This is a genomic window from Streptomyces incarnatus (genome assembly GCF_001027185.1).
GTDB lineage: Bacteria > Actinomycetota > Actinomycetes > Streptomycetales > Streptomycetaceae > Streptomyces > Streptomyces puniciscabiei.
Genome location: NZ_CP011497.1, coordinates 375,079 through 401,131 on the forward strand (window position 1 = coordinate 375,079; position 26,053 = coordinate 401,131).

A 26,053-nucleotide genomic window follows, 5' to 3' on the forward strand; every position below is an offset into this window, starting at 1 on the left:
CCCCGGGCGCGGGTCCGGGTACCGGGCGGGACTTCTCCGTCAGCGTGATCATGATCGTATAGGGCGCGGTCCGGCCCCTGCGCGCGCTACCGGTCCTTGCGTGCGCTACCGGTCCTTGGCCAGGGCGACGAGTTCGGCGAAGAGGCCGTCGGCGTGCACGAGGTCGTCGTAGCCGCCCTGCTCCACGACGCGGCCGCCCTGCAGGACGACGATCCGGTCCGCGAGGCGGGTGTTCTCCAGCTGGTGGGTGACCACGATGGTGATGCGCCGCGCGGCGATGCGTTTGATCTCCAGGAAGATCTGGTGCTCGCCGCGCGGATCCATCTGTGACGTCGGCTCGTCCAGGATGAGCAGGGGGGTACGGCGGTACAGGGCGCGCCCGCAGGCCAGGCGCTGCCACTGTCCGCCGGACAGTTCGGCGCCGCCGAAGATCTCGCGTGCGAGCAGGGTGTCGAGACCGTGCGGGAGCCGCTCGACCGCCTCGCGCATGCCGACCGCGTCGACGGCCTCCCACACCGGGCCGTCGTCATGGGTGCGCGGCTGGCCGAGTGTGATGTTCTCCCTGGCGCGCAGGGGCCAGCAGGCGAAGTTCTGCGGGACGAGTGCGGTCCGGCGCCAGACGGAGTCGGGCCGGGCACGCGCGAGGTCGACACCGTCCCAGAGGACCCGCCCCTTGTCCGGCAGCAGGATGCCGGTGATGAGCTTGGTCAGCGTGGACTTGCCGGAGCCGTTCTCGCCCACGACCGCGAGGATCTCGCCGCGCCGCAGGGTGAGGGAGACACCGTTCACGGCGGGCTCGTCCTTGCCGGGGTACTGGTGGACGACCTCCTCGAGCAGGATCTCCTCGACCTGGTCCGGGATGGTCGATTCACCCCTCTTCGGGGCCCGTTCGGCGGCCATGTCGAGGAACGAGCGCATGTCGGCGAGGTAGAGGGAGGTGTGGAACATCGCGGCGCCGTAGGTCACGAACTGGGACAGCGCGGCGAGCGTGGTCTGCACGGCGACCACCGCCGTCGCGGCGACGGACAGGGCGACCCGCCCGGTCATGGCGAGCCAGGCGAGGGCGGCCCAGGTGAGGAGCAGGAAAGCACCGCCGAGGGCCGAGGTCGCCAGCACGATACGGAGCATGCGGGGCGCGGCGCTCAGGGTCCGCCGGTCGATGCGCTCGGACAGCGCGCGGTACCAGTGGACGAGGTAGTCGGTCATCCCGTTGGCGCGGACCTCGTCGCCGTGCCGCGAGTAGGTGGCCCACCAGCGCATCATGCCGCGTACGTTGCGGTCGCCGACGTTGGCGTAGTGGGTCTCGTAGTCGACGCGGGCGGAGAGCACGGCACCCACGCCCGCGGGCAGGACGGCCAGCAGCAACAGCGGGAGCATCAGCCAGTGCAGTGGCGTGATGACCCCGCCGGCGGCGATCATGCGGATGAGCGAGGCCAGGAACTGCTGCGCGTCCTTGACCATCGTGGTGGTGCGGGTGACGCCGACCTCGGCGGCCTCCTGGCGGTCGGCGAAGCCGTCCTCGGCGCAGGCGGAGGCCTCCACCCGGCAGACGGCGGAGACGAGCGCCACGTCGGCCTCGGTCACCAGGCGCGGGGTGATCCTGCCGTCGGCGTAGGAGGCCAGGGCCCGGCTGACGCGGCCGAGCGCCGCCGCCGCGGTGACGACCGCGAGCGCGGGCAGGGCCCCGTGCAGACGTGCGGACACGGGGCCCGTGCCGAGGAGGTGGCGCATGGCCTGTGCGGTGCAGCCGAGGACCACGGCGGCCGCCGCGCCGGTGAGGAACTGGCAGACGAGGAGCAGCACGACCCCGGAGCGGTCGACGGACCAGGCCATACCGGCGGTGCTGCGCAGCACGGACGGCAGCCGCCCGCACATCGCGCGGAAACTGGCTTCTTCCAGCGGGTTCTTGCCGAACTTGCCCTCGTAGCTGATGGTGGCCGGTGGCGGAGGGGGCGGCGGGAAGTCTTCTGTCGAGGCGTCGGTCACGGTCACGCGCGTCCCTCCTTCGGGTCGGCACCGCACCTGGATGGTCCGGTGGTGCCCGGCTCAACGAGGGCGCGGGCGATTCGAACGCACGTGTTTCCGGACGAAGCACAGGCCCGGGATTCCGGGGCGTCGAACGCGCGGTCGCAGTGCCGCAAGGCTTTCGCGGCGGCGGTGCGTGGCCGAAACGCCGATGCTCGCGACGGCTGTGACCAGTGGGGTTTCACTGGCCGGCCGCTGGCGGACGCCTACTCGGCCAGCTGCGGATACAGCGCCGCCAGGTCCCCCGACAGCCCCGCCTTCACACCCCGGGTGACGTCGTCCGCCAGCACCTCGTACGCCCCGGCCTCGATGCCGTCCAGCGCCAGGGCGGCGATGTCGCCCGGGGTGGACTTGGGCGCGTCGACGTTCGTGGTCATGTCGGTGTCGATGTAGCCGACGTGCAGTCCGGTGACCCCGATACCGCGTGAGCGCAGTTCGAGGCGCAGGGAGTTGGTCTGGGACCACAGCGCGGCCTTGGTGGCGCTGTAGGAGCCGGCGACGCCGAGCCAGGAGAGCACCGAGTGGACGTTGAGGAGGTGTCCGCCGCCGTTGCGCCCGATGACGTTGCGCCCGATGACGGGGACGAAGGCCCGGGTGACCAGCAGCGGCCCGTAGAAGTTGATCTCGAATTCGCGGCGTACGTCGTCGACGGGCGCCTCGAGGAAGGAGGCCGCCCCAAGCGAGACACCCGCGTTGTTGATCAGGATCGTGACGTCGCCGGCCTGTGCCGCGGCGGCCTCGACGGATGCGGAGTCGGTGACCTCCAGGGCGAGCGGCACGGCGTCGGGATGGGTCACGGTGCGCGGGTCGCGGGCCGTGGCGTACACCTTGGCGGCGCCGCGCGTGTACAGCTCCTCCACCAGCGCCTTGCCCAGGCCACGGCTGCCGCCGGTGACCAGTACGACAGCGTCCTTGATCGAAGTCATGGTCATCTCCTCGAAGGGGAAACCGATCGGTTTCCAGCACAGTAAACCGATCGGTTTCCAAACTTCAACCGCATCGCCCGAGCCCAGACACACCCACCAGGAACCCCTTGCCAGGGCGCCCGCCCGGGCGACATAGTGAGCCGCTACAGTGAGTTTGAAATTCCAACCCATCTGGAAGGGGCGGCATGACCGAGCAGGAAACCGCCGGGGAAACAGGAGGCCGGAAGCTGCCTGCGAAACTCGCCGGCCACCCGTCCGTGCGGGCCGTTCTGGCCGCTCGCTCGGCCGGCGACCGGCCCGCGCCGCCCCCGGTGATCGACGCGGACTGGCTGCGCGCGCTGTGTCTGGACGCGGGAGCGGACGACGCCGCGGCGGTGAGCCTGGACCACCCCGATCTGGCCGGGGAGCGCGCGCACGTGCTGGCCGCGCTGCCCGGGACGCGCTCGCTGGTCTCGCTGATGGTCCGCATGAACCGCGACAACACGCGCTCACCCGCGCGCAGCGTGGCCAACCAGGAGTTCCACCAGACCGACGAACAGGTCAACGCCGCCGCCCGTACGGTGGCCCGGGCGCTGGAGGGCGCCGGTTATCGCGCGCTCAACCCGTCGGCCGGGTTTCCGCAGGAGATGGAGCGCTTCCCCGGCCGCATCTGGGTGGTGGCCCACAAGACGGTCGCGGTCGCGGCGGGCCTGGGTGTGATGGGGCTGCACCGCAACGTCATCCATCCCCGGTTCGGCAACTTCGTGCTGCTCGCCACGGTGCTCGTGGACGCCCCGGTCAGCGCGTACGGACAACGGCTGGACTACAGCCCCTGCGTGGACTGCAAGCTGTGCGTCGCGGCCTGCCCGGTGGGCGCGATCGGCAAGGACGGTTCGTTCGACGCCCTGGCCTGCGCGACCCACAACTACCGGGAGTTCATGAGTGGGTTCACCGACTGGGTGCAGACGGTGGCCGACAGCGAGGACGCCGCCGACTTCCGCTCCCGGGTCACCGATCCGGAGAACGCGTCGATGTGGCAGAGCCTCGCCTTCAAGCCCAGCTACAAGTCCGGCTACTGCCTGGCCGTGTGCCCCGCGGGCGAGGACGTGCTCGGGCCGTACCTCGACGACCGCAAGGCCTATCTGGACACGGTGCTGCGCCCCCTCCAGGACAAGACCGAGACGCTCTACGTCCTGCCGGGCTCGGAGGCCCAGCGGTACGCCGGACGCCGCTTCCCGCACAAGCCGGTCAAGGAGGTCTCCGGCGGATGGCGGCCTCCCGCCCGACGGAGCGCGGACTCCTCCGGCACGCAGTGAGCCCCAGCGGCGAGTCGCCGCCTCGCCGGGCCGGAGTAGCGGAAGGGAATCGAGGGGCCGAGGGACCGGAGGAGCGGGAGCAGGAGGAGCGGGAGGAGCGAAAGGAGCGAGAGGAGCGGGGAACGACCCGAGCGCATGGATTCACCGTTCCCCGCCCCCGGCGCGTCGGCCCGCCTCGTCACGGACACGGAGGGACGACCCACGACCGGTCCGACGAAGCTTCGACTCACCGATCTTGTTCCGACCATCCGCCACCGACGACCCACAGGCCAGCCGGACGAGCCACCCGGGTGACGGCCGCGCGGTACGCGGGGTCGAACGGCGCGTGAGAAACGTTCGGTGCAAGGGGGTGGAGCGGCTGAGCGACGCGTGCGAAGGCGTACGGACAGGCCGGCCGCCGGCGGCTGTCATCCATACCCAGGTGAGCCACCTGACGCCGCCGCAGCCGGTGCGGGCCCCGTCGGCTACGCGTCCATCCCCGGCCGGCCCCGGCTCTCGTCCCCTCAGCGTCGCGCCCACCTCCGTCACCTTCCGGCGATGTGTGCGGCGTCCTGGGCGTGCGCCGGATCGCCTCCTGCACGGATACGGCCTCGAAGGGGCAGGACGCGGGTGCGTCCCGGGGACGTCCTGGGCTCGGGCACCTGTGGCAACGGCGGTTGTCTCGCCGAGGTGTGGGGCGTGCGCGGCCGGCAGGAGCCGCCGTCGCTCGGGCCCGGTGACACGGTGACACTCACGGTGGAGGGCATCGGGCAGGTGTCCAACACGGTAGGTGGCGGGGCCCGGTCCGGTGCCGCCGCCCTCGGCCAGGCTCCGCGCCACACGATCCTGAACTCCGGGAACTCCCCGCGCGCACCCGGTAGTTGATATGGGAAGCTTTGGCCGACCGTTTGCGGGACCGAGGCCGTGACGGCCGGGAGAGGAGCACAGCGTGACTCAGGACGGCGGCCGGGCCGTGCACATCGACACCAGCAAGCCGCATCCCGCACGGATCTACGACTACCTCCTGGGCGGCAAGGACAACTACGAGGTGGACCAGCTCGCGGGCGACCAACTGGCCGCGGCGGCGCCCGAGGTGTGGATCTCCGTGCGGGCCAACCGCGCCTTCCTGCACCGGGCGGTCCGGCACGTCATCGGCAGCGGCGTCCGGCAGATCCTCGACATCGGCACCGGGCTGCCCACTTCGCCGAACGTGCACGAGGTCGCCCAGGAGGTGGCCGCGGACACGCGCGTCGCCTATGTCGACAACGACCCGATCGTGAAGGCGCACGGCGACGCGCTGCTCAGCCGGGCCGGCACGACCGGCATCGTGCTCGCCGACCTGCGCGATCCGCGGTCCGTCGTCGATCACCCCGAGATCCGCCGGATCATCGACTTCGACCGGCCGGTGGCCCTGTTCCTCGTCGCCGTCCTCCACTTCGTCCGCGACACGGAAGAGCCCGAGCGGATCGTGGCCACCCTCCGGGACGCCCTCCCGGCCGGGAGTTTCCTGGTGCTCTCGCACGCGACGGGTGACTTCGCCGACGACCGCAGCGAGGCCGAGGCCGTGTACGACAGCGCGACCGCGACCATGAACCTGCGCTCCCGCGACCGGATCGAGCGGTTCTTCGACGGCTTCGAACTGGTCGAGCCCGGCCTGACCCAGGTGCCGTTCTGGCGCCCGGACACCACACCGCCGCCCGGCTCCGAAGCGATCGGCTTCTACGGAGGCGTGGCCCGCAAGAACGCCTGACGGCGGGAGCCGCCGGGTCCACCCCCTTGACCGACCCCCCGTCGGTGGCTCCATACTGACGGCCAAATCGATTTGGCCGCATCGATTTGGTCGCCGTCCACGACCGGATCGTCGAGGCCTGAACCGAGCGAGCCGAACGGAGCCCGCACGTGTCCAGACCCGTACATCCCGTCGACGAGTCCCGCCCCCTCGGGCGGATCCTGCTCTTCGGCGTCCAGCACGTCCTCGTCATGGCGGCGACCCCGATCTCCGCGATCTTCCTGATGAGCGCCACCCTCCGGCTCAGCCCGGGCGTCACCGCCGACCTGCTCTCGGCGGCCCTGCTGCTGTCCGGGATCGGCTCCCTCGTCCAGTCCCTCGGCCCCTGGAAGTTCGGGCCGCGGCTGCCGTTCGTGATGCTCCCGGGCGGTGCGCCGCTCATCCTGTTCCTGTCGATCGCGCAGGCCCACGGGCTGCGCACGGCGACCGGCGCGGTGCTGCTCACCGCCGCCTTCACCTTCCTGGTGCTGCCGCTGTTCGCACGGCTGCTGCGGTTCTTCCCGCCGCTGGTCATCGGCACGATGATCGTGATCGTCGGGGTCAATCTGGTGAAGGTCGGCGCGCTCCTGGTCACCGGACAGCCCGGCACGCCCGGCTTCGCGGATCCGGCCCGGCTGGGGCTCGCCTGCGCCACCATCGCCCTGATCGTCGGCTTCACCCGGCTGCTGCGCGGGGTCCTGCGGCAACTCGCCGTCCTGCTCGGCCTCGCGGCCGGCACCGCCCTCGCCTTCGCCCTCGGCCAGGTCCACCCGGGCTCCGCGCTCTCCGGTCAACTGGTCGGCATGCCCAGGCCGTTGCCGTTCGGCGCACCCGTCTTCGACCTGCTGGCCGCGCTGCCGCTGATGCTGTACAGCCTGGCGTCCATGGCGGAGGCGACCGGGCAGACCGTCATCAACGCCGAGGCGGTCGGCAAGGACATCGACGTCCGCGCCGACGTGCCGCGCACGGTGCGCGGGGACGCGCTGACCTCGCTGCTCGGCGGCTGCTTCGGGCTGCCGCTGATGGTGACCAGCGGGGAGAACATCGGCATCGTGCGGGTCACCGGCGTGCGCAGCCGGTACGTCACGGCCGCCGCGGGCGCCGTCCTCGTCGTCCTCGGCTTCGTGACGCCCGTCGCGCGGGCGATCAGTGCGATGCCCCCGGCCGTGGTCGGGGGCGCCGCGATGGTCGTCTTCGCCGTGATCACCGTCCTCGGTGTGCAGATGCTCGGCCGCGCCCGGCTGGAGGACCACACGGCCACGATGACCTGCGCGGTCGCGCTCACGCTGGGGCTGCTGCCGATCCTGGTCCCCGGTGTGTACGCCGGGCTCCCGTCCGACGTGCGGATCCTGCTGGAGAGCGGGGTCGCCGTGGGCGCCCTCGTCGCCGCCGTCCTCAATGTCGTCTTCCACCACATGGGGCGGCGTGCGGCGGACACCGGTGCCGCCGTGCCGGCCGAGGCGCCGGGCCCGGCGGCCCGTGCCTGAACTCCCGCACCGCCCCCCTCGAACAACGGAGAAGCATGACCGACCTGACCCCCGACCGGCTCCGCGAGGACGCGCTGCTGCTGGTTCCCGACGTGGCGCTGACCCCCGACGGCCCGCTGGAGCTGCACGCGGTGGTGGTGCGGGACGGCGTGTTCGCCGACGTCGGCCCCGCCGAGCGGATCGTACAAACCCACCCCTCGCTGACCCCACTCCGGCTGTCCGGGCACGCGCTGACGCCGGGCTTCGTCGACGCCCACCACCATCTGACGCAGAGCTTCGGCGGCGCCCTCGCCTTCGGGGAGCCCTCGGAGATCTTCCGCCGGGTGTGGGTGCCGCTGGAGCGGGCCCTGGACGAGGAGTCGGCCTACGTCGCGGCGAAACTGGCCGCGCTGGAGTCCCTGCGGGGCGGCTTCACGACGGTCGCCGAGTCCGGGACCCGGGCCCCGGTGGACGTGGACGTGGTGGCCTCGGCCGCGCGGGACGCGGGGATCCGCTGTGTGCTGGGGCTCGTCTGCAACGACGCCGCCGACGGCACCGGAGCGGACGTGGACACGCAGACGGTGCTCGCCGCCGCCGAGAAGCACCTGGCGCGCTACGACGGTGACGACCTGGTCCGTCCCTCGCTCGCCGTGTCCGTGCCGGAGGCCGCGACGGCGCACACGCTGGCCGCGACGGCGCGGCTCGCCGCCGACGCGGGCACCGTCGTACAGATCCATGTGAACGAACACCTCGTCGCCGTCGAGCGCTCGCTGGTCCGGCACGGGCTGCGGCCCCTGGAGTACCTGCACCATGTGGGCGCCGTGGGCCCACAGTTGCTGGCCGCGCACGCGACGCTGCTCACTCCGTCGGAGGTCTCGCTGCTCGCGGACAGCGGCGCCGCGGTGAGCTACAACCCGGTCGCCAGCGCGTGGAAGGGCAACGCCGTCGCCCCGGCGACCGTCTTCGCCGAGCGCGGCATCCGGTTCGGTCTCGGCACCGACGGAACCCGTGGGGACGGCTTCCGGCTCACCGGCGCGGCGGAGTTCGCCCAGCGGCTCACCTACGGCCTGGCCAGCGGGGACTCCTCGTGCGGCGCCGGCTGGACGTGGTGGGAGCGGGCCACCGCGGGCGGCGCGGACGCGGTCGGACTCGGCCGGGACACAGGACGGGTGGTGCCCGGCGCCGCCGCGGACTTCCTCCTGGTCGACCTCGACCGGCCGGAGATGCGGCCGTCCTGGGACCTGCCGTGGGAGCTGGTCCGGCGGGGCAACCGGGACCAGCTGACCGCCGTGTTCGTCGCCGGCCGCCTGCGCCTGTGGCGGGGCTGGCCGCCGGACTGGGACGGGCCGGCCCTGGTCCGCCGGGCCGCCGAACTGGCCCCGCAGGTGGTAGGGCGCGCCGGGGTGACACGGGCCCATCCGACGTCGGTGGCGGCACGGCGCCGGACGGCGGCGCGCCACGAGGTGACCGCCGGGGACGTGCCCTGTCCGGGTGAGCGGCGATGAGCGGCGGCACGCTCGCGGTGCTGGCGTTGACCGTCGCGGCGGCCGCGTTCGTCCAGGGGGCCAGCGGGCTCGGGTTCGCGCTGATCGTGGCGCCGGTCGCGGGGCTGCTCGATCCGGGTCTGCTGCCCGTGTTCGTGCTGACCGCGATGATCCCGCTCAACCTGTACGTCGCCTGGCGCGAACGGCACAGCCTCGATCTGCGCGGCGCCGGGTGGATCACGGCGGCGCGGCTCACGGCGACACCGGCGGGGCTGGCGCTGCTGTGGGCGATCCCGGCCGGCTCTCTCGGGGCCGTGGTCGGCGCGGCGACGGTGCTGGCGGCCGTGGTGAGCCTCGTCGTGCCGTCGTTCGTGCCTGGGCGCGGTGCCTACCTGGGCGCCGGTGTCGTCACCGGGCTGACCGAGACCGCGACCGGCGTGGGCGGCCCGCCCCTCGCCCTCGTCTACCAGCACCGGCCGCCCGGCGAGCTGCGGGCCACGGTCGCCGCGTGCTTCCTGGTGGGTGAAGTCGCCTCGCTGGCCCTGCTGTTCGTCACCGGGCGCGGCCGTCCGGCGGACATGGGCTGGGCGCTCCTGCTGCTGCCCGCGCTCGCGGCGGGAGCCTGGCTCAGCCGCCTCGTGCACCAGCGCCTGGACGCGCGGAGAATGCGGGCCTTCGTCCTCGTCTTCGCCCTGGTGTCGGGGGTGGCGCTGATGGCAGGGACGTAATCCGGCGGGCCGCCAGGCCCTGTCGTCAATCTCCGGCCTGCCCCGCCGTCCGCCCGGCGGGGCAGCGGGAGTTTGACGACCAGAGCTAGGCCGCCGGAGTCCCGTCGCCCGTGCCCGGCGGACGGCGCAGGGACGAGGCCCGCGGGACGAGCCGGGGTACGGCGACCGGTACCTCGCGCCCGGTATCCGCCGACCCGGCGTCCGCCCGCACGGTATCCGCGGGCCCGGTGTCCGCCGGTTCGGTGTCCGCCCGCCCGGGCGCCGCGCACGTTTCCGGGCGCGCGCCCAGTCGGGCGAGGAGCAGTTCCACCGCGTCCGCGGCGGCCCGGTCCAGGCCCAGGTCGACCGCGGTGAGCGGGGGTTCGCAGGTGCGGGCGCGCAGCCCGTCGTACCGGGTGACGACCATGACGTCCTCGGGGACACGGCGGCCCGCGTCCCGCAGCGCCCGTACGGCGCCGACCGCGAAGGCGTCGACGAGCACGCACAGCGCGTCGATGCCGGGGTGCTCCGCGAGCAGCGCGGCACACCGGTCGTACCCCGCCTGCTCGCCGCCCTCCTCCGGCGCGGTGGCGACGATGGCCGGCCGGCCGTGGGCGGCGGCGATCCGTTCGTAGGCGGCGCGGGCGTCGACCGCCGAGTGCCGGGTGCCCGCGCCGACGATGAGCGCCGGGCTGCGGGCGCCCTGGTCGCGCAGGTGGTCCAGGAGCAGTTCGACCACCCTGCCGCCGTGCAGGTCCACGTAGGGAGCGTCGTCGTCGGGTGCGGTGGGCCGGCCCAGCGCGACGTACGGCAGTCCGCGCTCGCGCAGTTGGGCCACGGCGGCGTCGTCCGCCTCGGGTTCGACCACGATGGCGCCGTCGATGTCGACGGAGTAGAGCGCGGATCCGGACTGTACCGGCGGGATCAGCACGAGGGCGTAGCCGTGGACGAGGGCCCGCTCGGCCGCGGCGGCGGCCACCTCCATGTAGAAGCCGAGCCGCGAGGGGCCGCCGGCCACCGCGAACGGCATCGAGGACGCCAGCGCGATGGCCTTGGCCTGGCCCCGGCGCAGCCGCTGGGCGCGCAGGTTGGGCCGGTACCCCAGCTCGGCGGCGATCTTCCTGATGCGTTCGCGGGTCCGCGGGTCGACCTTGCCGATGCCGTTGAGGGCGTGCGACACCGTGGTCCGCGACACCGACGCCGCCGCGGCGACGTCGGCGATCGTGGGCCGGCGAGCGCCGTGCGAGGTGGTCATGGCCCCATCTTCGCAACCTGGGCCGTGCCGCGGCCAGCGCCCCCTGCCCCGCGATGCGGAACTCCGGCCGTACCGGGCCACCACGCGCTGTGCACGCCCGGGTACGAAGGCACCGGTCGGGGCGCTGAGCGCGGCTCGCCCCGGAGGCGGCGCCGGCTCGTGCCGCCGGCCGCGCCTGGTGTGGCTCGCGCGTTGGTGCGACGCTGGTGGGGAGGGCTGCGACGAGGGGCATCCTGGAGGGCCGATGGGACGCGACGTCCCGGCGCTCGTCTTCACCCGCGAGGACCGCCGCCGGTACCGGATCAAGATGCACGCGTGCCTGGACGCGCTGGCGCAGATGCTGCGCGACTCGCGGTTCGAGTCCGAGCGGCCGCAGGTCGGTCTGGAGATCGAGCTGAACCTGGTCGGCGACGACGCCGAGCCGGCGATGCGCAACACCGATGTGCTGAAGGCGATCTCCGACCCCGCCTGGTCCACCGAGCTGGGCCGCTTCAACCTGGAGATCAACGTGCCGCCCCGGCGGCTGACGGCGGGCGGTCCCGACGCGTGGGAGTCGGAGATCCGCGCGGCGCTGAACCACGCGGACGAGCGGGCCAGGTCGATCGGCACACGGCTGATCATGATCGGGATCCTGCCCACCCTGCGCCAGGAGGACATCGGCGAGGAGACCCTGTCGGAGAACCCGCGCTACCAGCTGCTCAACGACCAGATCTTCGCCGCCCGCGGCGAGGACCTGCGCATCGAGGTGGACGGTGTGGACCGGCTGCGCACCTACGCGGACACCATCACCCCGGAGGCGGCGTGCACGAGCACACAGTTCCACCTCCAGGTTTCTCCCGAGGAGTTCGCCCCCTACTGGAACGCGGCGCAGTCCATCGCGGGGGTCCAGGTCGCACTGGCGGCGAACGCACCGTTCCTGTTCGGCAAGGAACTGTGGCACGAGACCCGTGTCCCGCTGTTCGAACAGGCCACGGACACCCGCCCGGAGGAGATCAAGGTGCAGGGCGTACGGCCCCGGGTGTGGTTCGGGGAGCGGTGGATCAACAGCGTCTTCGACCTCTTCGAGGAGAACCTGCGCTACTTCCCCGCCCTCCTCCCGCTGTGCGAGGAGCAGGACCCGGCGGAGACCCTGGACCGTGGTGACATCCCGGACCTCGGTGAACTGACCCTGCACAACGGCACGATCTACCGCTGGAACCGCCCGGTGTACGCCGTCTCCCACGACGTCCCGCACATCCGGGTGGAGAACCGGGTGCTGCCCGCCGGACCGACCGTCGCCGACACCCTCGCCAACGGCGCCTTCTACTACGGCCTCACCCGGGCCCTGGTGGAGGAGGACCGGCCGGTGTGGTCGCGGATGTCCTTCGCGGCCGCCGAGGACAATCTGCACACCGCCGCCCGGCGTGGCATCGACGCCCTGCTGTACTGGCCCGGGATGGGCGAGGTGCCGGTGCCGGAACTGGTCCTGCGCAGGCTGCTGCCGCTCGCGCACCGTGGCCTGGAGCACTCCGGCATGGACGACGCGTGGCGCGAGCCGCTGCTCGGCATCATCGAGCAGCGCTGTGTGACGGCGCGCAACGGCGCCGTGTGGCAGAAGGAGATGTTCCACCACCTCGACGCCACCACGCGCGCCGGCCGCCACGAGGCCCTGCGGCAGATGACCCAGCTGTACATCGACTACATGCACCTCAACGCCCCCGCCCACACCTGGCCGGTGGACTGAAGCCGGCTCAGCCGCGCCCGCCGAGGAGGTTCACCGCCCGGTCGAAGGCCGAGTCGCGGTTCTCGGCGAACTCCTCCTCGGTGAAGACCGGTTCGGTCAGCTGCGGCGGGATGCCCGTGCCGTCGAAGGTGCGGCCGGTGCGGGTCAGGTACTCCTCGTTCGGCAGGCCGAAGCGCAGCCCGTCGGGCAGGGTGCGCTCCAGCACGTCCGAGAAGACGCCCTGGGTGGGCTGCCCGATCCGCACCGTCGGTCCGGGACGGTCCATCAGTGCCTGGGTGAAGGTCTCGCCCGCGCTGACCGTCGAGCCGCCGGTGAGCACGGCGACCGGGCCGGTGTACCGGGGGGCGTCGGCCGGCACGACAGGGACCGGTTCGGGGCGGGTGTGCCGGCCGGGATCGGCCGGGTCGTTGCGGGCCCGTTTCGCGTACGCGGTGTACGGCGTGCCGGTCAGCCGCTCGGCGATCCGGATACCGAGGCTGTCGGAGCCGCCGCCGTTGACGCGCAGGTCGATGACGAGCCCCTTGAGCCGCTCGGTGCGGCTCGGGGTGAGCACGGTGTTCAACGCCCGGTCGAGTTCGGCCCGTTCGGCGGTGTACGGCGCGTCCTCGCCCGCGTAGCCGCCGAATCCGGAGATGCGCAGATAGCCGAGGCCGCCGGGCAGGTCGGCATAGGTGATGCGGCCCGCGCCGAAGTCCTCGCGGCCGAGGGCGTCCTTGAGGTCGCGGGCCGCGATGAACTTCCTGACGGTGGCGTCCAGTTCGGGGCTGGGTGCTTGCGTGCCGGGGCGGACCTGACCGAAGTGGCGATCACCGTCGGTCACCGTGACGTGGGCGTCGTACAGCGGACTGACCATCCGGCTGAGGATGCCGAAGAGCTGGTCCTTCGTGGTGTCCTCGTGCACCAGCGGGCGGTACCGGTCGCGGACGGCGTGCCAGTCGATGTGCTTCCGGGCGAAGAAGGGGTAGTTCTCCTCGAAGGTCTGCCAGAAGACGTCGAAGGCGGTGCGCGGGTCCGTGGGGACGGGGCGCGTGCACGCGGCGGGCAGGGCGTTCAGGCGGCGCAGCGTGCGGTGCCCGACCGAGCTGTCCGCGGCGAGCAGCGCGTGGTCGCGGTCGTGCGCGGTCCGTACGGTCAGCAGCGAGCCGTCCGGCGCCGCGTAGGTGCCCGGACCGGTCTGCCGTGAGGTGTCGCCCTCGAGGCAGCTGACGGATGTCGTCTGGTACTCCCGCAGCACTCCCCCGCCGATGGCGAGGACGGTGCCGTAGCCGTCCATGCGCCACACCCCGTCGGTGCCCGGTGGCCCGGGGCGTGCGGCGGCCGCGGCGGGTACGGCCCCGGCGGCGAGGATCAGGGCGGCGGCGGTGGCCGTGAGGGTGCGCACGTGCGTGTCCTTCCGACGGGCGATCATGGGAGACCACCGTCGCCGACGCGCGGTGTTCCGCACCATCCGGCCATCCGGTCCCTCGAGTCGGGGGACAACCCCCGCACCGGCTCACTCCGCCGACCAGCGATTCCCGGCCGAAGTGGACACTCTCCGGTGTCGCGTGACGGACCGGGACCCCGGTCCTCTCACGGTCGCCGGCGGGCTGGCGCACCGGGCCGCGCTCGTCGACCAGCACGGTCGGTTCCCCGAGGAACACCTCATGGCCGACCGGGCCGTAGGCGACGTTGAAGGTGTCGAGCGAGTAGGACCGGTCCGCCATCCCGGAGGCGCTGCTGCAGCGGTGGTTGAGCTGCCGGCGAACCCACTGGTCCGGCCGGAGCCATACGGCGGGCGCCCTGCGGGGCCGGGCGGGCAGACCGAACCCGGTGTGCGCGAAGACCCTGAGGCCGCCGTCCCGTTACGGCAGGCTCACGCCGATGTCGCCGAGATCCGTACGCCTCTCCCGGGCCTCGAAGCCGTGCCGCTGGGCCACCCACACGACGTGCGCGCGGCCCAGCGGCACCTCGGGCAACGGGAATCCGACCGGCACCGCGTTCCGCCGGGCGGCGGCGGCACCGCCGCGTGACCGCTTGGTCCAGAAGGTCCGCACCCACTGCACGGTGATGTCCATGGCCGGGTCTACGCCGGCGATCCGGCCGCCCGCCCGCGCTCCACGCCGGGGCACGACGGCGCGTCCGGCAGGTGGGCCTTCGCCCATTCGGCCAGCTCCCGGAGCGCCGGCTCCAGGGCGGCCCCCGCCTCGGTCAGCCGGTAGGACACCCGCAGCGGCGGGCCCTCGTCGACCTCGCGGAGCACGAGTCCGGCCGCGCCGAGTTCCGCGAGCCGGTCGGACAGCATGCGCTCGCTGATGCCGGGGACGGCCCGGCGCAGGTCCGCGAAGTGCGCGGGCTGTTCCACCAGGACCGCCACGATCGGGCCGCTCCAGCGCTTTCCGAGCAGTTGGAAGACACGCGTGATGCCGTCGTCCACCCGCTTGCACGCCGCGCTGTCGTGGGTCACGTCCGCTGCCATGCGCTCAGGGTACTACCTCGAGGTAGGGGGCTGAAAAAAAGTAAGCCCCTGTGCTAAACATAGTTCTGCCCGAAAACTCAGCCCATGCTGAGCCGCAGGACACCTCTATCCCTTTTGCCTTCCTTTTTGCCTTCTTTCTGGAGTCACCATGGCCACCTTGCTGCACATCGACTCGTCCGTGTTCCCGGCCGAGGCCTCGGCCTCGCGCGCCGTGGCGGCGGCGTTCCGCGCGCACTGGCAGGAGCAGCACCCCGACGGCACGGTCGTCCACCGCGACCTCGCGGCGCAGCCCGTCCCGCACATCACCGCCGCCGCGCACACCGCCGGCTTCGCCGACCCTGCCTCGCACACACCGGAGCAGGCCGCCGCCTTCGCCGAGCGGGTCCGGCTGATCGAGGAGCTGGAGCAGGCCGACGCGGTGCTGATCGGCGCCCCGATGTACAACTTCTCGATCCCCTCGACCCTCAAGGCCTGGCTGGACAACGTGATCCTCATCGGCCGCACGGCCGGCGAGACCCAGTCCGCGAAGGGCACCCCGGTGACGGTCATCGCCAGCCGGGGCGGCGCGTACGGGCCGGGCACGCCGCGTGAGGGATACGAGTACGTGCAGAACTACCTCAAGGCCGTGCTCGGCGACGCCCTCGGTCTGGACGTCGACTTCATCGTTCCCGAGCTGACCATGGCCCCGCAGAACCCGGCGATGGCCGAGCTGGTCCCGCTGTACGAGGCCTCCCGCGAGCGCGCCCTGGAGGAGGCCGCCGCGAAGGCCAAGCAGCTCGCGGAGCGCCTCGCGGCCTGACCGGCACCGCCCCGCTCCCGTCACCCCGGCCCGGCGCCGACGCGCCCCGGCCGGCACCGACTCGCCCCGGCCCGGCACCGCCCCGCGCGCGGCGCCGGGCCGAGCCGCGTCAGCGGGCGAAAACCGTACTGGCCGGCGCGACATGCACGGCGGTGCCGGCCAGGATGCTCAGCGGGGCGTTGCGGCGCCACAGGTGCGGGCCGACGGTGACGGCGAGGGCCGCGACCGGGGCGAGCACGGCGGTGTGGGTGAGCGGCAGGTCGCGCAGGCGGTACACGACGAGGATCACCATGATCCCGGCGGGCATCCGGGGCTGGAGGTACCGCACGGTTCCGCTCGCGCGCAGCGGGCCGAGCACGGCGAAGGGCACGGCGCGCAGCGCCCAGGTGACGGCGGCGGCGACGAGGAGCGCGGTGACGAGACAGCCCGGGTCAGGCATGGCTCACCCTTCGGGTGGTCGAACGGCGGACGAGGAGCCGGCGGTGAACAGGGCGAAGGCGGCGAGCAGCAGACTTCCGGGGAGAAGCAGCCGGGCGGCGAGCGCGCCGAGCAGGGCGAGCAGGGTGGTGGGCAGGTCGTCTCGCCGGTCGCGGACGGCATCGAGCGCCAGCACCGTGAACAGGGCCGTGAGCGCGAAGTCCAGACCGTGGACACTCTCGGGGATGAGCGAGCCGAGCAGCGCCCCAGCCGTGGCGCCGCCCGCCCAGTACAGATGCATGAACCACTGCAGCCACAGGATGCGGCGCCCGGACCAGCACCGGGCCTGCTCCTACGCGGTCAGCGCGCAGGCCTCGTCGCACAGCGCCCAGGTGCTGTACACCCTGCCGAGCGGCCCCTTGATCCGGTGCAGCGGGAAGGACGGCGCGCAGAACACGTGCCGTACGTTCACCAGGAACGCGGAGAGAGCGACCGAGGCCGGCGGTACGGCCGTGTCTGCGCCGGGTCAAGCGCCTGGAGAGGCCGGCGTCATCACCGGATACACGGCCACGGCCACGGATGTACTGTGCATCGATCTGCTCGACGCACCCACGTGCACCGACATCCTGAGGAGAGGCACCCGTTGGCCGCCAGCTACTTCGAGCGCATCGATCAGCATCGCTACAAGCCCACCGCGCACGCGAGCGGCGCGTGGGACACCGACGACATGCACTTCAGCCCGCTCGGCGGACTCGTGGTCCACGCGATCGACCAGTACCGCGCCGAGCGCCCACCGAACGGCCTGCTCCTGTCCAGGATCAGCTTCGACATCCTGGGGCGCCTCGCCCTGGACGAGTGCGAGGTCCAGGTGGAGTCGATCCGGCCAGGCCGCACCGTCGAACTGCTCGAAGCGGTCGTACGCATCGCGGACCGGCCGGTGGTACGGGCCCGCGCCTGGCTGCTGACCGAGGTGGACACCGGCACTGTGGCCGGCGGTGCCGGGGCGCGCCTCACCCCGCCGGACGGGCTCGCCGGTCACTCCCTCGCCTCGGTCTGGCCCGGCGGCCACTGCGCGTCCGTCGACATCCGGCCGGTCGCCCCGTCCGAGCCGGGCCGCGGCACGGTCTGGATCTCCACGGACCTCGGACTCGTCGCGGGCGAGCCGGGCAGCCCGCTCGCCTCCTACGTCGCCCTCGTCGACACGGCCAACGGCATCGCCGTACGCCGGTCTCCGGCCGAGTGGATGTTCCCCAACGTCGACCTGACGATCCATCTGCACCGGCAACCGGCGGGCCGCTGGGTCGGCCTGGACACCACGGTCACCTTCGGCCCCAGCGGCCAGGGCCTCACCAGCAGTGTCCTCCACGACGTCCACGGCCCCGTGGGCCAGGCCCAGCAGATGCTCACGGTACGGCCGCTTCCCCGCTGACCGCTCAGGGGTCGATGTTCCACCGCCAGGGAAGGTCGGCGTCGCAGAAGACGCAGACGAAGTGGTCTTCCCGCACGATGTTGTGCTGCCCGCAGCCGCGGCACCGGCGGAAGACCACCTCATGGGTGAAGGACCCGGGACGGTCCACCCCGGCCCGGTCGAGCGCCTCGGCCACCGCCGGCCATGAGTCCGTGTCCGGGCAGTAACCCGTCGACTGGTTGCTCACCTCGCGCACCGCCCAGCGGCCGGCTTCCTCGCCGAAGCGGATCTCTCCCGCGCTCAGCACCGGCTCACCCCCCGCGCAGGCCACGTGCTCGGACCGGCGCGGGGCGAGCCGCAGGGCGCCGTCCAGGCCGACGACGAAGGTGAAGGGCTCGGCCAGTTCCTCACGGGTCCGGGTGGCGGCCCAGTACGCGAACTCGGCCGCCGTACGAACGACGGTGCCCGCGTCCCCCGGCCCGACGGCGGCCTTCAGGTCCCTGGGACCGACATATCGATAGCTCCGAAGGCTCCGTCCCGACGCGTCCATGCCGGTCACGGTAGGGCATGGCCCGGTGGGCTGTCGGCACCCTCGACACCACCCGCGGGCCGTCGAGGCCGATCCACGGCGGCACTTGGCAGGCAGGCCGCGGCCATCACCGCCGCGCGACGCGCGACGCGCTCGCGCGCAGCGCAGGCCGGAATGCCGGGCCCGGCACCCCAAAGCGACGGCCGCACCCTCCCATCAGCTGCCCGGGCCGGGCCGCCCCTGGCTCGCGTCCAGGCCACCGACGGCTGCGTACGTGGAGCGGTCACCGCGGCATTCCCGGCCCCGCAGGGGAACTTCGCCGCTCAGTCCCCAGCGGCCCGGGTGGGACCATCGACGGCCGGCGCCCCACCCGTCCCGCCCGGCGACTCCTCCGTGCGCGTCGCCCCCACCGAAGCCACCGCCACCGCCGCGACCCCCGCCCACTGGGCCACCGCGAGGTGCTGCCCCAGGAACAGCAGCCCGATCAGCGCGCCGATCGCCGGTTCCAGGCTGGTCAGTACCCCGAAGACGCGCGGAGTCAGGCGGCGCAGCGCCTCCAGCTGGAGGGTGTAGGGCAGGACGCTGGAGAGCCCGGCGACCGCCGCGGCCACGGCGAGGGTGCCCGGGTCCAGGAGGCGGCTGCCGGCCTGTGTGATGCCGTACGGAAGGCTGAGCAGCGCACCCCAGATCACGGCCAGCGCGAGGCCGCGGCCGTCGGGGGCGTGTCCGGCCAGCCGCTTGCCGACCAGGATGTATCCGGCCCAGCAGCATCCGGCGAGGGTGGCGCAGGCGATGCCGGTCGCGTCCAGGGCGGTACCGGTGCCGCTGAGCAGGAGGACGCCGGTGGCGGCGAGGCCCGCCCACAGCAGGTCGGGGGCGCGACGGGAGCCGCACAGGGCGATGGCGAAGGGGCCGAGGAACTCCAGGGTGGTGGCGGCGCCCAGGGGCAGCCGGGCGACTGCCTCGTAGTAGGCGAGATGGTGCACGGCGAGCAGGGTCCCGGCGGCGGCCGCGAGGCCGAGGCCGGCCCGGTCGCCGCGGATCCGTGGCCGCCACAGTGCGGTGAGGGCGAGTGCGGCGATCGCCAGCCGCAGGGTCACCACGCCGGCCGGTCCCACGGCCGGGTAGAGACGGGTCGTCAGCGCCGCCCCGCCCTGCAGGCCGAGGATGCCGCCGAGGACGAGCCCCGGGGCCGGAACGGTGCCGAGCCCCCGGCCGACGGCGAGGGCGGCGCGTGCACGGGGGGTGAGGTACTGACTGATGGTTATCGGCTCCCGGTACGACTGTCCCCGCACCCTAGGGCGACGGACGGTCGGTGATCAACGGGTGGGGCGGGTGGCACGGCCCCCGCGGTACCGCTTGGCGTGCTGTCATACGCGTCGACTACTCACCCGGGTCCATGCCGGCCGGGGCGTTATACCGTCTGCTCACCGCCGTGGTCGTGCCCCGGCGAGGTCGGCGGGCGGCCGCGCGCAGGGTGTCGTCTGCCGAAGGTCAGCCCGTACACGCCTCACGGTCTACCTCGGCAGGAGCAGCGCGTGGTCGCGGATCCGTGCAGCGGCGCCCTCCTCGACCTGAGCGTAGACGAACACCTCGTCCAGCGAGCTGAATGAACCGAGGTCCTGACGAGTCGCCACGATCCGTTCGGCCGAAGACGGCTCGATGGAGCAGGCCGTGGCGATGGCATGCGCCGGCGCGCTGTTCACATCGACCAGGCCACCGTCGTCGTACTGGCGCGGCAGGTCCGGACGGCCGATGCGAAGGTCGTGCGCGAGAACAGGGTCGCTCTGCGCGAGGGCGCGAGCTTCGTCCCGGCGAGCACGGGCGGCAAGGTGCGCTGCGACGACCGGATCGGCCGATGCGGGGCGCCTACACGGACCTCGCCACCTGCCCGCTGCCCCCGGCCGAGAACCGGCTGGCGGTGGCGATCGAGGCCGGCCGGAAGACACCCCGCGAGCGCGGCGGTTCCTGAGCCGGGACGCGGTGCCGGTCCGACTGCCCCTGCAGGGCGTCGCCTTCCGGCACCGACGTGGGGCAGGAGCGCTCCGCACGATCACCGACCGGCATTGAGTGTCAGCGTCAAGCCCTCGGTCGCTGACCGGCAACCCTGCCACGCGGTGGGCTGCTCCAGGTGGAAGTCGGTGCGATGCAGCGGATCGCGGTGACTTTCCCCGGCATTCGCGCGTGGTGACCACGGGTGACGGCGAGCGCCGGGCCGGGTGGGGTGGCGGGACCTCCGGCGTGGTCAGAGCGGCAGTACCTCCTCGGCGAACAGGCGCAGGGACGCGAAGGCCGTCTCGGCCGGCAGTGCGCCGTACTCGAAGGCCGCGTTGACCTGGGTGACGCCCGCTTCGGCGAGTTCGGTGAGCTGCTTGCGGATCTCGTCCGGGGACCCGGCCAGCAGGCGTTCGGCGGCCAGGGCCTCGTCCGCCGGGTCGATGCGGGCGGGCAGCGGGGGCAGTCCGCCGGCGGGTACGGTGCCCTGGGCGAGGGCCCGGGAGGTCTGTATCTGGCGGGCCACCTCACGGACCGCGGCGCGGCGACCGTCGGGGTCGGTGCCGCAGTACACGAACCGGTTCACGCCGTACTCCAAGCCGTCTGTCCCCGTGCCCTCTTCCGCGGCCAGGTCCTGGGCCGTGCGCCACTGTCGTGCCAGCTCGGCGGGGGTGGCGAGGGCCAGGCCCAGCAGATGGAACCCGCGGCGGACCGCGAAGCGCGTCGACTCGGGGCTCACCGCCGCCAGCCACACGGGCGGACGCGGGGTCTGCACCGGGCGGGGCAGCACGGTCACCGGGGCGTCGACGGAGTGGTACGTGCCCGCGTAGGACTCGACGGGGCCTTCGAGGAGCCGCACCAGCAGGTCGGTGGCCTCCTCGAACCTGTCCCGGCTGGTGTCGAGCGCCCGCCCGAACCCCTGGAACTCGTGCGGCTGGTAGCCCCGTCCGATGCCGATGTCGAGCCGGCCGTCGGAGAGGGTGTCGAGCGTGCCGAGGTCGGCGGCGAGCCGCACCGGCTCCCACAGCGGCAGCACCAGGATGCCGGTGCCGATCCGCAGGGTGGGGGCCGCGGCGGCGGCCCGGGACAGCAGCAGGAGCGGCGAGGCACTCAGGCTGTAGCCGGAGAAGTGGTGCTCGGTGATCCAGATGCCGGAGAAGTCGTGGTCGCCCGCCCACTCCACCTGGCGCAGGAATTCGTGATACTTCTCGCGTGCCGATTCCCGGTCGACGGTGGGCGATACGCCGAGGTAGGTGATGCCGATCCGCACGGGAATCCCCTCAGGCCGGTGACATGGACAGTGACAGCGGTGGTTCGCGTCCAGCGTCCGGGGGCCGGACAAACTCCGCCTTCGCCCCGCCTAAACCCAGCCATAAGGCGGTGCAAGGGAGCACCAAATCGTCGGTAATCAGAGGCGGTTCGCGCATTGCCGGTATTCGCGCGGCGTGGTTACGGTCGGCTTCGTCCCAGCCCGTCCCGAGCCCACGGAGGCCGCCTTGTCCGCCGATGTCGTCGAGGCACCGTCGTTCCCGCAGCGCCGTACGTGCCCCTACCAACCGCCCGGCATCTACCGGGACATAGCGGAACGCGGCCCGATCAACCAGGTCACCCTCTGGAACGGGCGTCGGGTCTGGCTCTTCACCGGGTACGCGGAGAGCCGTGAGATCCTTTCCGATCCGCGCCTTTCCTCGGACCGCAGCTATGACGAGTACCCCACCATGGCGCCGCATCTGGGAGCCGAGGAGGCCCGGAAACTGGTGCTCGTCGGAGAGGATCCGCCCACCCACGACATCCATCGCCGGCTGCTCAATCCGGAATTCGGCCTGAAGCACGCGCGGGCGCTGCGCCCGCGTATTCAGGCCGACATCGACGCACTGATCGACGCGATGCTCGAAAAGGGACCGCCGGCCGATCTGGTGGCGGATTACGCCATGCCGATTCCGGGGCTCGCGATGTCGGCGCTGCTCGGCATTCCGTTTGCGGACCACGCGTTCTTCCAGGACGCCACGCGCGGGGTGATGCAGGCGAGCACGCCGGAGGAGACCAACGCGGCCGGCAAGGCCCTGTTCGGCTATCTGGACGGGCTGGTCTCGGCGCAGGAGCGCGACCCGGGCGAGGAGCTGCTCGGGCGGCTGGCGCGCCGGGTCCTGGAGGGCGAACTGGGCCATGACGAGCTGGTGCAGCTGGCGATGGTGCTGCTGATCGCCGGTCTGGAGACCACCTCGTCGATGATCCCGCTGGGTGTGGTGGCGCTGTTCGACCACCCCGAGCAGCTGGCCGCCCTGCGCGAGGGCCGGGTGCCGGTCCGGGTCGCCGTCGAGGAGCTGTTGCGGATCACGGCGGTGACGGACTTCGGCGGGGTGCGCTGGGTGACCGACGACATCGAGATCGCGGGGCGGCACATCAAGGCGGGCGACGGGATCGTCGTCTCCTCGACGATGGCCAACCGCGACCCGTCGGTGCACGCCGACCCCTACACCTTCGACCTGTCGCGCGGCAGCCGTCAGCACCTCACGTTCGGCTTCGGCATCCACCAGTGCCTCGGCCAGAGCCTGGCCCGCACCCAGCTGGAGGTGGCCTACGAGACGCTGGTGCGGCGCCTGCCGGGGCTGCGGCTCGCGGTGGACTCCGATGAGCTGACGATGCGTCAGTCCGGCACCATGCAGGGGCTCGTGTCCCTGCCCGTCACGTGGTAGTCCAGCGCGGCAGGGACAAGGAGTCCGTCATCATGCGTGTCATCGTCGACCGGAACCGCTGCATCGGCGCGGGCCTGTGCGTCCTGAGCGCCGAGGATGTCTTCGAGCATGACGAGGGCGGACTCACCGTCCTGCTCGCCGCGCGGCCCGACGAGGCACAGTACGCGGCCGTGCGGGAGGCCGTCGCACTGTGCCCGTCGGGTGCGCTCACACTGTCCGAGGAGGGTGCGCCGCCACCGCGGGAGTGATCCTCAGGGCCTCGGCGAGGCGCCGGTAGGAGGCGCGGCGCTCGCCGGGGTCGTAGGTGTTGGTCAGCGCCATGATCTCGTCGGCCCCGGACGCCTCGGTCAGCGCCTCGAGCCGTTCGCGCACGGTGTCCGGGCCGCCGATGACGTCGGAGCGCTGGTCGAGCGGCGCGGCGACGGCGCGCTCGGCCTCGGTCGGGCGGTGCGCCAGCGCGGTCTCCTCCGGCACCAGCCGCGGATCCTGGCCGGTGAGGATCTGCAGCACCGCGAGTTTGGCGGGGGCGGCGATCCGGTGGGCGTGCTCGTCGTCCTCGCCCGCCCACACCCGCAGCGCGAGTACGGCGTGCGGTCGCGCGTCCGGGGTGTGCGGCACGAACGCCTCCCGGTAGCGGCGCAGCGCGGTGACGGCGACGTCCGGGTTCACATAGGCCGCGAAGAAGGCGTACGGCAGGCCGGCGCGCGCGGCGCGTTCGGCGGAGCTGACGCTGGACCCCAGGACGTGCACCGGCGGCAGCGGCACCTCCACGGGCACCGCGCGCAGCGTGGCGTACGGGTGCTCCGCGGGCAGCGGGCGCAGGCCGCCGTGACCGAGCAGCTCGGCGAGCAACTCCTCGAAACGGTCGCTGCGTTCACGGCTCCAGCCGAGCGCGGCGGCCGTCGTCTCGTCACCGGTGCCCGAGGACCGGCCGACCCCGAGGTCGATCCGCCCGGGATACAGGGCGTTGAGGGTGCGGAACTGCTCGGCCAGGTGCAGCGGGCGGTGGTTGGGCAGCATCATGCCGCCGGTGCCGAGGCGCAGACGCGTGGTGTGGGCCGCGAGGTGGCCGATGAGGATCTCGGGCGCGGAGGTGCCCATCATGGCGGTGGAGTGGTGCTCGGCCACCCAGTAGCGCCGGTATCCCAGTTCCTCGACCACGCGGGCCAGTTCGAGCGCGTCATGCAGGGCGTGGCCGGGTGCGCCGCCGACGCGGACGGGGCCTTGGTCGAGCACGGAGAGCGCGGTCATGCGGGGCTCCTGGTGAGTGGGTCTTCAGCGGATCGGTTCGGGGGATGCGGGGGACGGGGAGGATGCGGGGGTGCGGGGGTCAGTGCGGATATCCGGGCGCGGGTGATCGCATGCACGGACGTGGGTGATCGCACCCGAGTCTGCGCCCCTCCCCCAAGGCGGGCCTTGGCCGAGGCTTGGCCGGGTCTAAAGCGCCGTGTCCCCGTGCGGCGACGTCGTGACCGGCGCCGTGCCGGCATGCCTAGACGGCCGGACGAGCGCGGGGGATGTCGCTCGTCCGGCCGTCCGGTCACCGGCCGGTGCTCAGCGCTGCTCGGCCGGGTCCGTGGCCGGGGCCGGCTGCTCGGCCGCCTCGGCGCCCGGGCCGGCCTGCTCGGCCGCGCTCGTGCCGCGGCCCGTGAACCAGAACCCGGCGACCACGAGCGCCGCCGCCGCGGCGATGCCGGTCGCCCACCAGAACAGCGACGAGATCGTCTCGGCGGGGTCGCCGCTGCCGGAGGTGAACGGGATGAGCAGCACGGCGAGGCCGATGGTGCCGCCGACGGTCAGCGCGGTCTGCAGGATGCCGGCCGTGATGCCGGTGTCCTCGGGCCGGGACGTGGCGAGGATCGTCATGTTGATCGGCACGATCGCCAGGCCCACCCCGACGCCGAGCACCACGATGGGCGGCAGGACGTCGGCGGCGTAGGAGCTGGCGCCGTCGAGCCGGGTCAGCCACAGGACGGCGGCCACCACCACCACGAGGCCGATCACGCCACGTGCCTTCACACCGATGCGGGACAAGTACTTCGTCAGTACCTGCGTGGTGAGCAGCATGCCGAGGCCGAAGGGCAGGATGGCCAGGCCGCGCCGCAGCGGACCGAGTCCCAGTACGGCGTCCAGGTACTGGACCACGTAGAACAGGAACGCGGTCAGGACGGCGGCCAGCAGGATCAGGCCCAGGAAGCCGCCAACCCGCTCGCGGTGTGCGAAGACGCGCAGCGGCAGAAGCGGTTCGGACGCGCGCGAGTCGACGGCGAGCAGCGCGGCGGCCAGGACGACGGCGGCGCCGAGCGAGGCCAGCGTCAGGGCGTCGCCCCAGCCGTCCTCGGAAGCGCGGACCAGACCGTGGACGAGGGCCACGAGGGCGCCGGTGACCAGGACCGCGCTGGCGACGCCGAGGGAGCGGCGGGTGGCCGGGGCGGGGGTGCGGGTGAGCACGCGGGCTCCGGTCAGGACGATGGCGAGGGCGACGGGCACGTTCACGAGGAGCGTCCAGCGCCAGTCGCCGGCCCAGGTCAGCACGCCGCCGAGGATCATGCCGGAGGCGGCGCCGAGGCCGGTGACCGTGGAGTAGAGGCCGAACGCCTTCTGCAGACGCTCCCCCTCGAACTCGATGGTGAGCAGGGCGAGCCCGGTGGGTCCGGCGATCGCGGCGCCCGCGCCCTGCAGGACGCGTCCGGTGAGCAGCACGGCGACGTTCGGGGCGAGCCCGGCCAGCAGCGAGGCGAGGCCGACGAGGGCGACGCCGGCGAGGAACACCCGGCGGTGGCCGAGGACGTCGCCGAGGCGTCCGGCGAGCAGCAGCAGGCCGCCGAAGGCGAGGAAGAAGCCGTTGAGCACCCAGGACGCGCTGGTGACGTTCAGGCCGAGGTCGGCCTGCAGACCGGGCAGGGCGACGTTCACGATCGTGCCGTCGAGCTGGAGCATGAACTCCGCCCCGACGAGGGCGAGCAGGACGAGACCCCAGGCTGCGGGGGGCGCGTGCGCCGGGGACTGCGCGACGGGCCCGGCTCCGGAACTGGTGTCGGTGGACATGGGGATGCCTCCTTGGAAGGCCTGGGCTCAAGGACGAGAGGCCTGAGCGGATGACGGACGACGACGGGCCCGAGCGCA

At 73.0% G+C, this 26,053-nt stretch carries 23 protein-coding genes, 3 pseudogenes and 1 riboswitch; of the genes and pseudogenes, 12 read left to right on the forward strand and 14 right to left on the reverse strand.

Features of this window, described 5'->3' with window-relative positions:
• Nucleotides 1-105: 105 nt before the first annotated feature.
• Both ABB07_RS01730 and ABB07_RS01735 read right to left on the reverse strand, forming a co-directional pair.
• Nucleotides 106-1,986 carry an ATP-binding cassette domain-containing protein gene (locus ABB07_RS01730; RefSeq protein WP_208903221.1) on the reverse strand — a complete coding sequence of 627 codons (1,881 nt, stop codon included), beginning with the start codon at nt 1,984-1,986 and terminating at the stop codon, nt 106-108.
• 245 nt (nt 1,987-2,231) lie between these two features.
• Nucleotides 2,232-2,951 carry an SDR family oxidoreductase gene (locus ABB07_RS01735; protein WP_208896895.1) on the reverse strand — a complete coding sequence of 240 codons (720 nt, stop codon included), beginning with the start codon at nt 2,949-2,951 and terminating at the stop codon, nt 2,232-2,234.
• Between the two features lie 185 nt (nt 2,952-3,136).
• On the opposite strand from ABB07_RS01735, the gene ABB07_RS01740 reads away from it, so the two are divergent.
• From ABB07_RS01740 to ABB07_RS01765, 6 genes and pseudogenes are all read left to right on the forward strand, one after another.
• Nucleotides 3,137-4,246 (forward strand): 4Fe-4S binding protein, encoded by a 1,110-nt coding sequence (locus ABB07_RS01740; protein ID WP_208896896.1) that lies wholly within the window; start codon nt 3,137-3,139, stop codon nt 4,244-4,246.
• Nucleotides 4,247-4,849: 603 nt separating this feature from the next.
• Nucleotides 4,850-5,075: pseudogene (locus tag ABB07_RS01745) on the forward strand (fumarylacetoacetate hydrolase family protein); the annotation flags it as partial.
• Between the two features lie 99 nt (nt 5,076-5,174).
• A complete protein-coding gene (locus ABB07_RS01750; RefSeq protein ID WP_208896897.1) occupies nt 5,175-5,975 on the forward strand; it encodes an SAM-dependent methyltransferase in 801 nt (266 codons plus the stop codon).
• A 149-nt stretch (nt 5,976-6,124) separates the two neighbouring features.
• Nucleotides 6,125-7,480: a uracil-xanthine permease family protein gene (locus ABB07_RS01755; RefSeq protein ID WP_208896898.1), complete on the forward strand. Its 1,356-nt coding sequence runs from the start codon at nt 6,125-6,127 to the stop codon at nt 7,478-7,480.
• A gap of 35 nt (nt 7,481-7,515) precedes the next feature.
• Complete coding sequence (locus ABB07_RS01760; protein WP_208896899.1) at nt 7,516-8,964, forward strand: amidohydrolase family protein; 1,449 nt, start codon at nt 7,516-7,518, stop codon at nt 8,962-8,964.
• Nucleotides 8,961-9,671 carry a sulfite exporter TauE/SafE family protein gene (locus tag ABB07_RS01765; RefSeq protein ID WP_208896900.1) on the forward strand — a complete coding sequence of 237 codons (711 nt, stop codon included), beginning with the start codon at nt 8,961-8,963 and terminating at the stop codon, nt 9,669-9,671. The genes ABB07_RS01760 and ABB07_RS01765 overlap by 4 nt, the downstream gene beginning before the upstream one ends.
• Nucleotides 9,672-9,756: 85 nt before the next feature.
• Here the strand turns inward: ABB07_RS01765 and ABB07_RS01770 are convergent, their stop codons facing one another.
• Complete coding sequence (locus tag ABB07_RS01770) at nt 9,757-10,905, reverse strand: substrate-binding domain-containing protein (protein ID WP_208896901.1); 1,149 nt, start codon at nt 10,903-10,905, stop codon at nt 9,757-9,759.
• A 244-nt stretch (nt 10,906-11,149) separates the two neighbouring features.
• Here ABB07_RS01770 and ABB07_RS01775 point away from each other — a divergent pair, with 244 nt between their 5' ends.
• Nucleotides 11,150-12,628, forward strand: a complete 1,479-nt coding sequence (locus ABB07_RS01775) for a glutamate-cysteine ligase family protein (RefSeq protein WP_208896902.1) — start codon at nt 11,150-11,152, stop codon at nt 12,626-12,628.
• 7 nt (nt 12,629-12,635) lie between these two features.
• Here the strand turns inward: ABB07_RS01775 and ABB07_RS01780 are convergent, their stop codons facing one another.
• The 3 genes and pseudogenes from ABB07_RS01780 to ABB07_RS01790 form a co-directional block, all read right to left on the reverse strand.
• The gene (locus ABB07_RS01780; RefSeq protein WP_208903222.1) at nt 12,636-14,009 is read right to left on the reverse strand and encodes a S41 family peptidase; all 1,374 of its coding nucleotides are present in this window, start codon (nt 14,007-14,009) and stop codon (nt 12,636-12,638) included.
• A gap of 208 nt (nt 14,010-14,217) precedes the next feature.
• Nucleotides 14,218-14,682, reverse strand: a pseudogene (locus tag ABB07_RS41925) (hypothetical protein); the annotation flags it as partial.
• Nucleotides 14,683-14,690: 8 nt separating this feature from the next.
• On the reverse strand, nt 14,691-15,083 hold the full coding sequence (locus tag ABB07_RS01790) for a winged helix-turn-helix transcriptional regulator (RefSeq protein WP_208896903.1): 393 nt from the start codon (nt 15,081-15,083) through the stop codon (nt 14,691-14,693).
• Nucleotides 15,084-15,231: 148 nt separating this feature from the next.
• Here ABB07_RS01790 and ABB07_RS01795 point away from each other — a divergent pair, with 148 nt between their 5' ends.
• Nucleotides 15,232-15,882, forward strand: a complete 651-nt coding sequence (locus ABB07_RS01795) for an FMN-dependent NADH-azoreductase (protein WP_208896904.1) — start codon at nt 15,232-15,234, stop codon at nt 15,880-15,882.
• A 109-nt stretch (nt 15,883-15,991) separates the two neighbouring features.
• On the opposite strand, the gene ABB07_RS01800 is transcribed toward ABB07_RS01795, so the two are convergent.
• A complete protein-coding gene (locus tag ABB07_RS01800; protein WP_208896905.1) occupies nt 15,992-16,321 on the reverse strand; it encodes a branched-chain amino acid transporter permease in 330 nt (109 codons plus the stop codon).
• Nucleotides 16,322-16,324: 3 nt separating this feature from the next.
• Complete coding sequence (locus ABB07_RS40440) at nt 16,325-16,600, reverse strand: hypothetical protein (protein WP_244189168.1); 276 nt, start codon at nt 16,598-16,600, stop codon at nt 16,325-16,327.
• Between the two features lie 342 nt (nt 16,601-16,942).
• On the opposite strand from ABB07_RS40440, the gene ABB07_RS01810 reads away from it, so the two are divergent.
• On the forward strand, nt 16,943-17,728 hold the full coding sequence (locus ABB07_RS01810; protein WP_244189169.1) for a thioesterase family protein: 786 nt from the start codon (nt 16,943-16,945) through the stop codon (nt 17,726-17,728).
• 4 nt (nt 17,729-17,732) lie between these two features.
• On the opposite strand, the gene ABB07_RS01815 is transcribed toward ABB07_RS01810, so the two are convergent.
• The 3 genes from ABB07_RS01815 to ABB07_RS01825 all read right to left on the reverse strand — a co-directional run bounded on the left by ABB07_RS01815 (nt 17,733) and on the right by ABB07_RS01825 (nt 19,942).
• Nucleotides 17,733-18,257, reverse strand: a complete 525-nt coding sequence (locus ABB07_RS01815; protein ID WP_208896906.1) for a hypothetical protein — start codon at nt 18,255-18,257, stop codon at nt 17,733-17,735.
• Between the two features lie 302 nt (nt 18,258-18,559).
• On the reverse strand, nt 18,560-19,531 hold the full coding sequence (locus ABB07_RS01820; RefSeq protein WP_244189170.1) for an EamA family transporter: 972 nt from the start codon (nt 19,529-19,531) through the stop codon (nt 18,560-18,562).
• Between the two features lie 222 nt (nt 19,532-19,753).
• Nucleotides 19,754-19,942, reverse strand: a complete 189-nt coding sequence (locus ABB07_RS01825; protein ID WP_208896907.1) for a ComEA family DNA-binding protein — start codon at nt 19,940-19,942, stop codon at nt 19,754-19,756.
• 161 nt (nt 19,943-20,103) lie between these two features.
• Between ABB07_RS01825 and ABB07_RS01830 the strand changes: the two are divergent.
• Nucleotides 20,104-20,208: pseudogene (locus ABB07_RS01830) on the forward strand (DUF1684 domain-containing protein); the annotation flags it as partial.
• A 90-nt stretch (nt 20,209-20,298) separates the two neighbouring features.
• Nucleotides 20,299-20,401: riboswitch (SAM riboswitch) on the forward strand.
• 80 nt (nt 20,402-20,481) lie between these two features.
• On the opposite strand, the gene ABB07_RS01835 reads toward ABB07_RS01830, so the two are convergent.
• Complete coding sequence (locus ABB07_RS01835; protein WP_244189171.1) at nt 20,482-21,501, reverse strand: LLM class flavin-dependent oxidoreductase; 1,020 nt, start codon at nt 21,499-21,501, stop codon at nt 20,482-20,484.
• Nucleotides 21,502-21,727: 226 nt separating this feature from the next.
• Between ABB07_RS01835 and ABB07_RS01840 the strand changes: the two genes are divergently transcribed.
• Complete coding sequence (locus tag ABB07_RS01840) at nt 21,728-22,927, forward strand: cytochrome P450 (protein WP_208896908.1); 1,200 nt, start codon at nt 21,728-21,730, stop codon at nt 22,925-22,927.
• Nucleotides 22,928-22,959: 32 nt separating this feature from the next.
• Nucleotides 22,960-23,175, forward strand: a complete 216-nt coding sequence (locus ABB07_RS01845) for a ferredoxin (RefSeq protein ID WP_208896909.1) — start codon at nt 22,960-22,962, stop codon at nt 23,173-23,175.
• Here the strand turns inward: ABB07_RS01845 and ABB07_RS01850 are convergent.
• On the reverse strand, nt 23,135-24,178 hold the full coding sequence (locus ABB07_RS01850) for an LLM class flavin-dependent oxidoreductase (protein ID WP_208896910.1): 1,044 nt from the start codon (nt 24,176-24,178) through the stop codon (nt 23,135-23,137). The genes ABB07_RS01845 and ABB07_RS01850 overlap by 41 nt on opposite strands.
• Nucleotides 24,179-24,481: 303 nt before the next feature.
• On the reverse strand, nt 24,482-25,975 hold the full coding sequence (locus ABB07_RS01855) for an MFS transporter (protein ID WP_208896911.1): 1,494 nt from the start codon (nt 25,973-25,975) through the stop codon (nt 24,482-24,484).
• Nucleotides 25,976-26,053 lie beyond the last annotated feature (78 nt).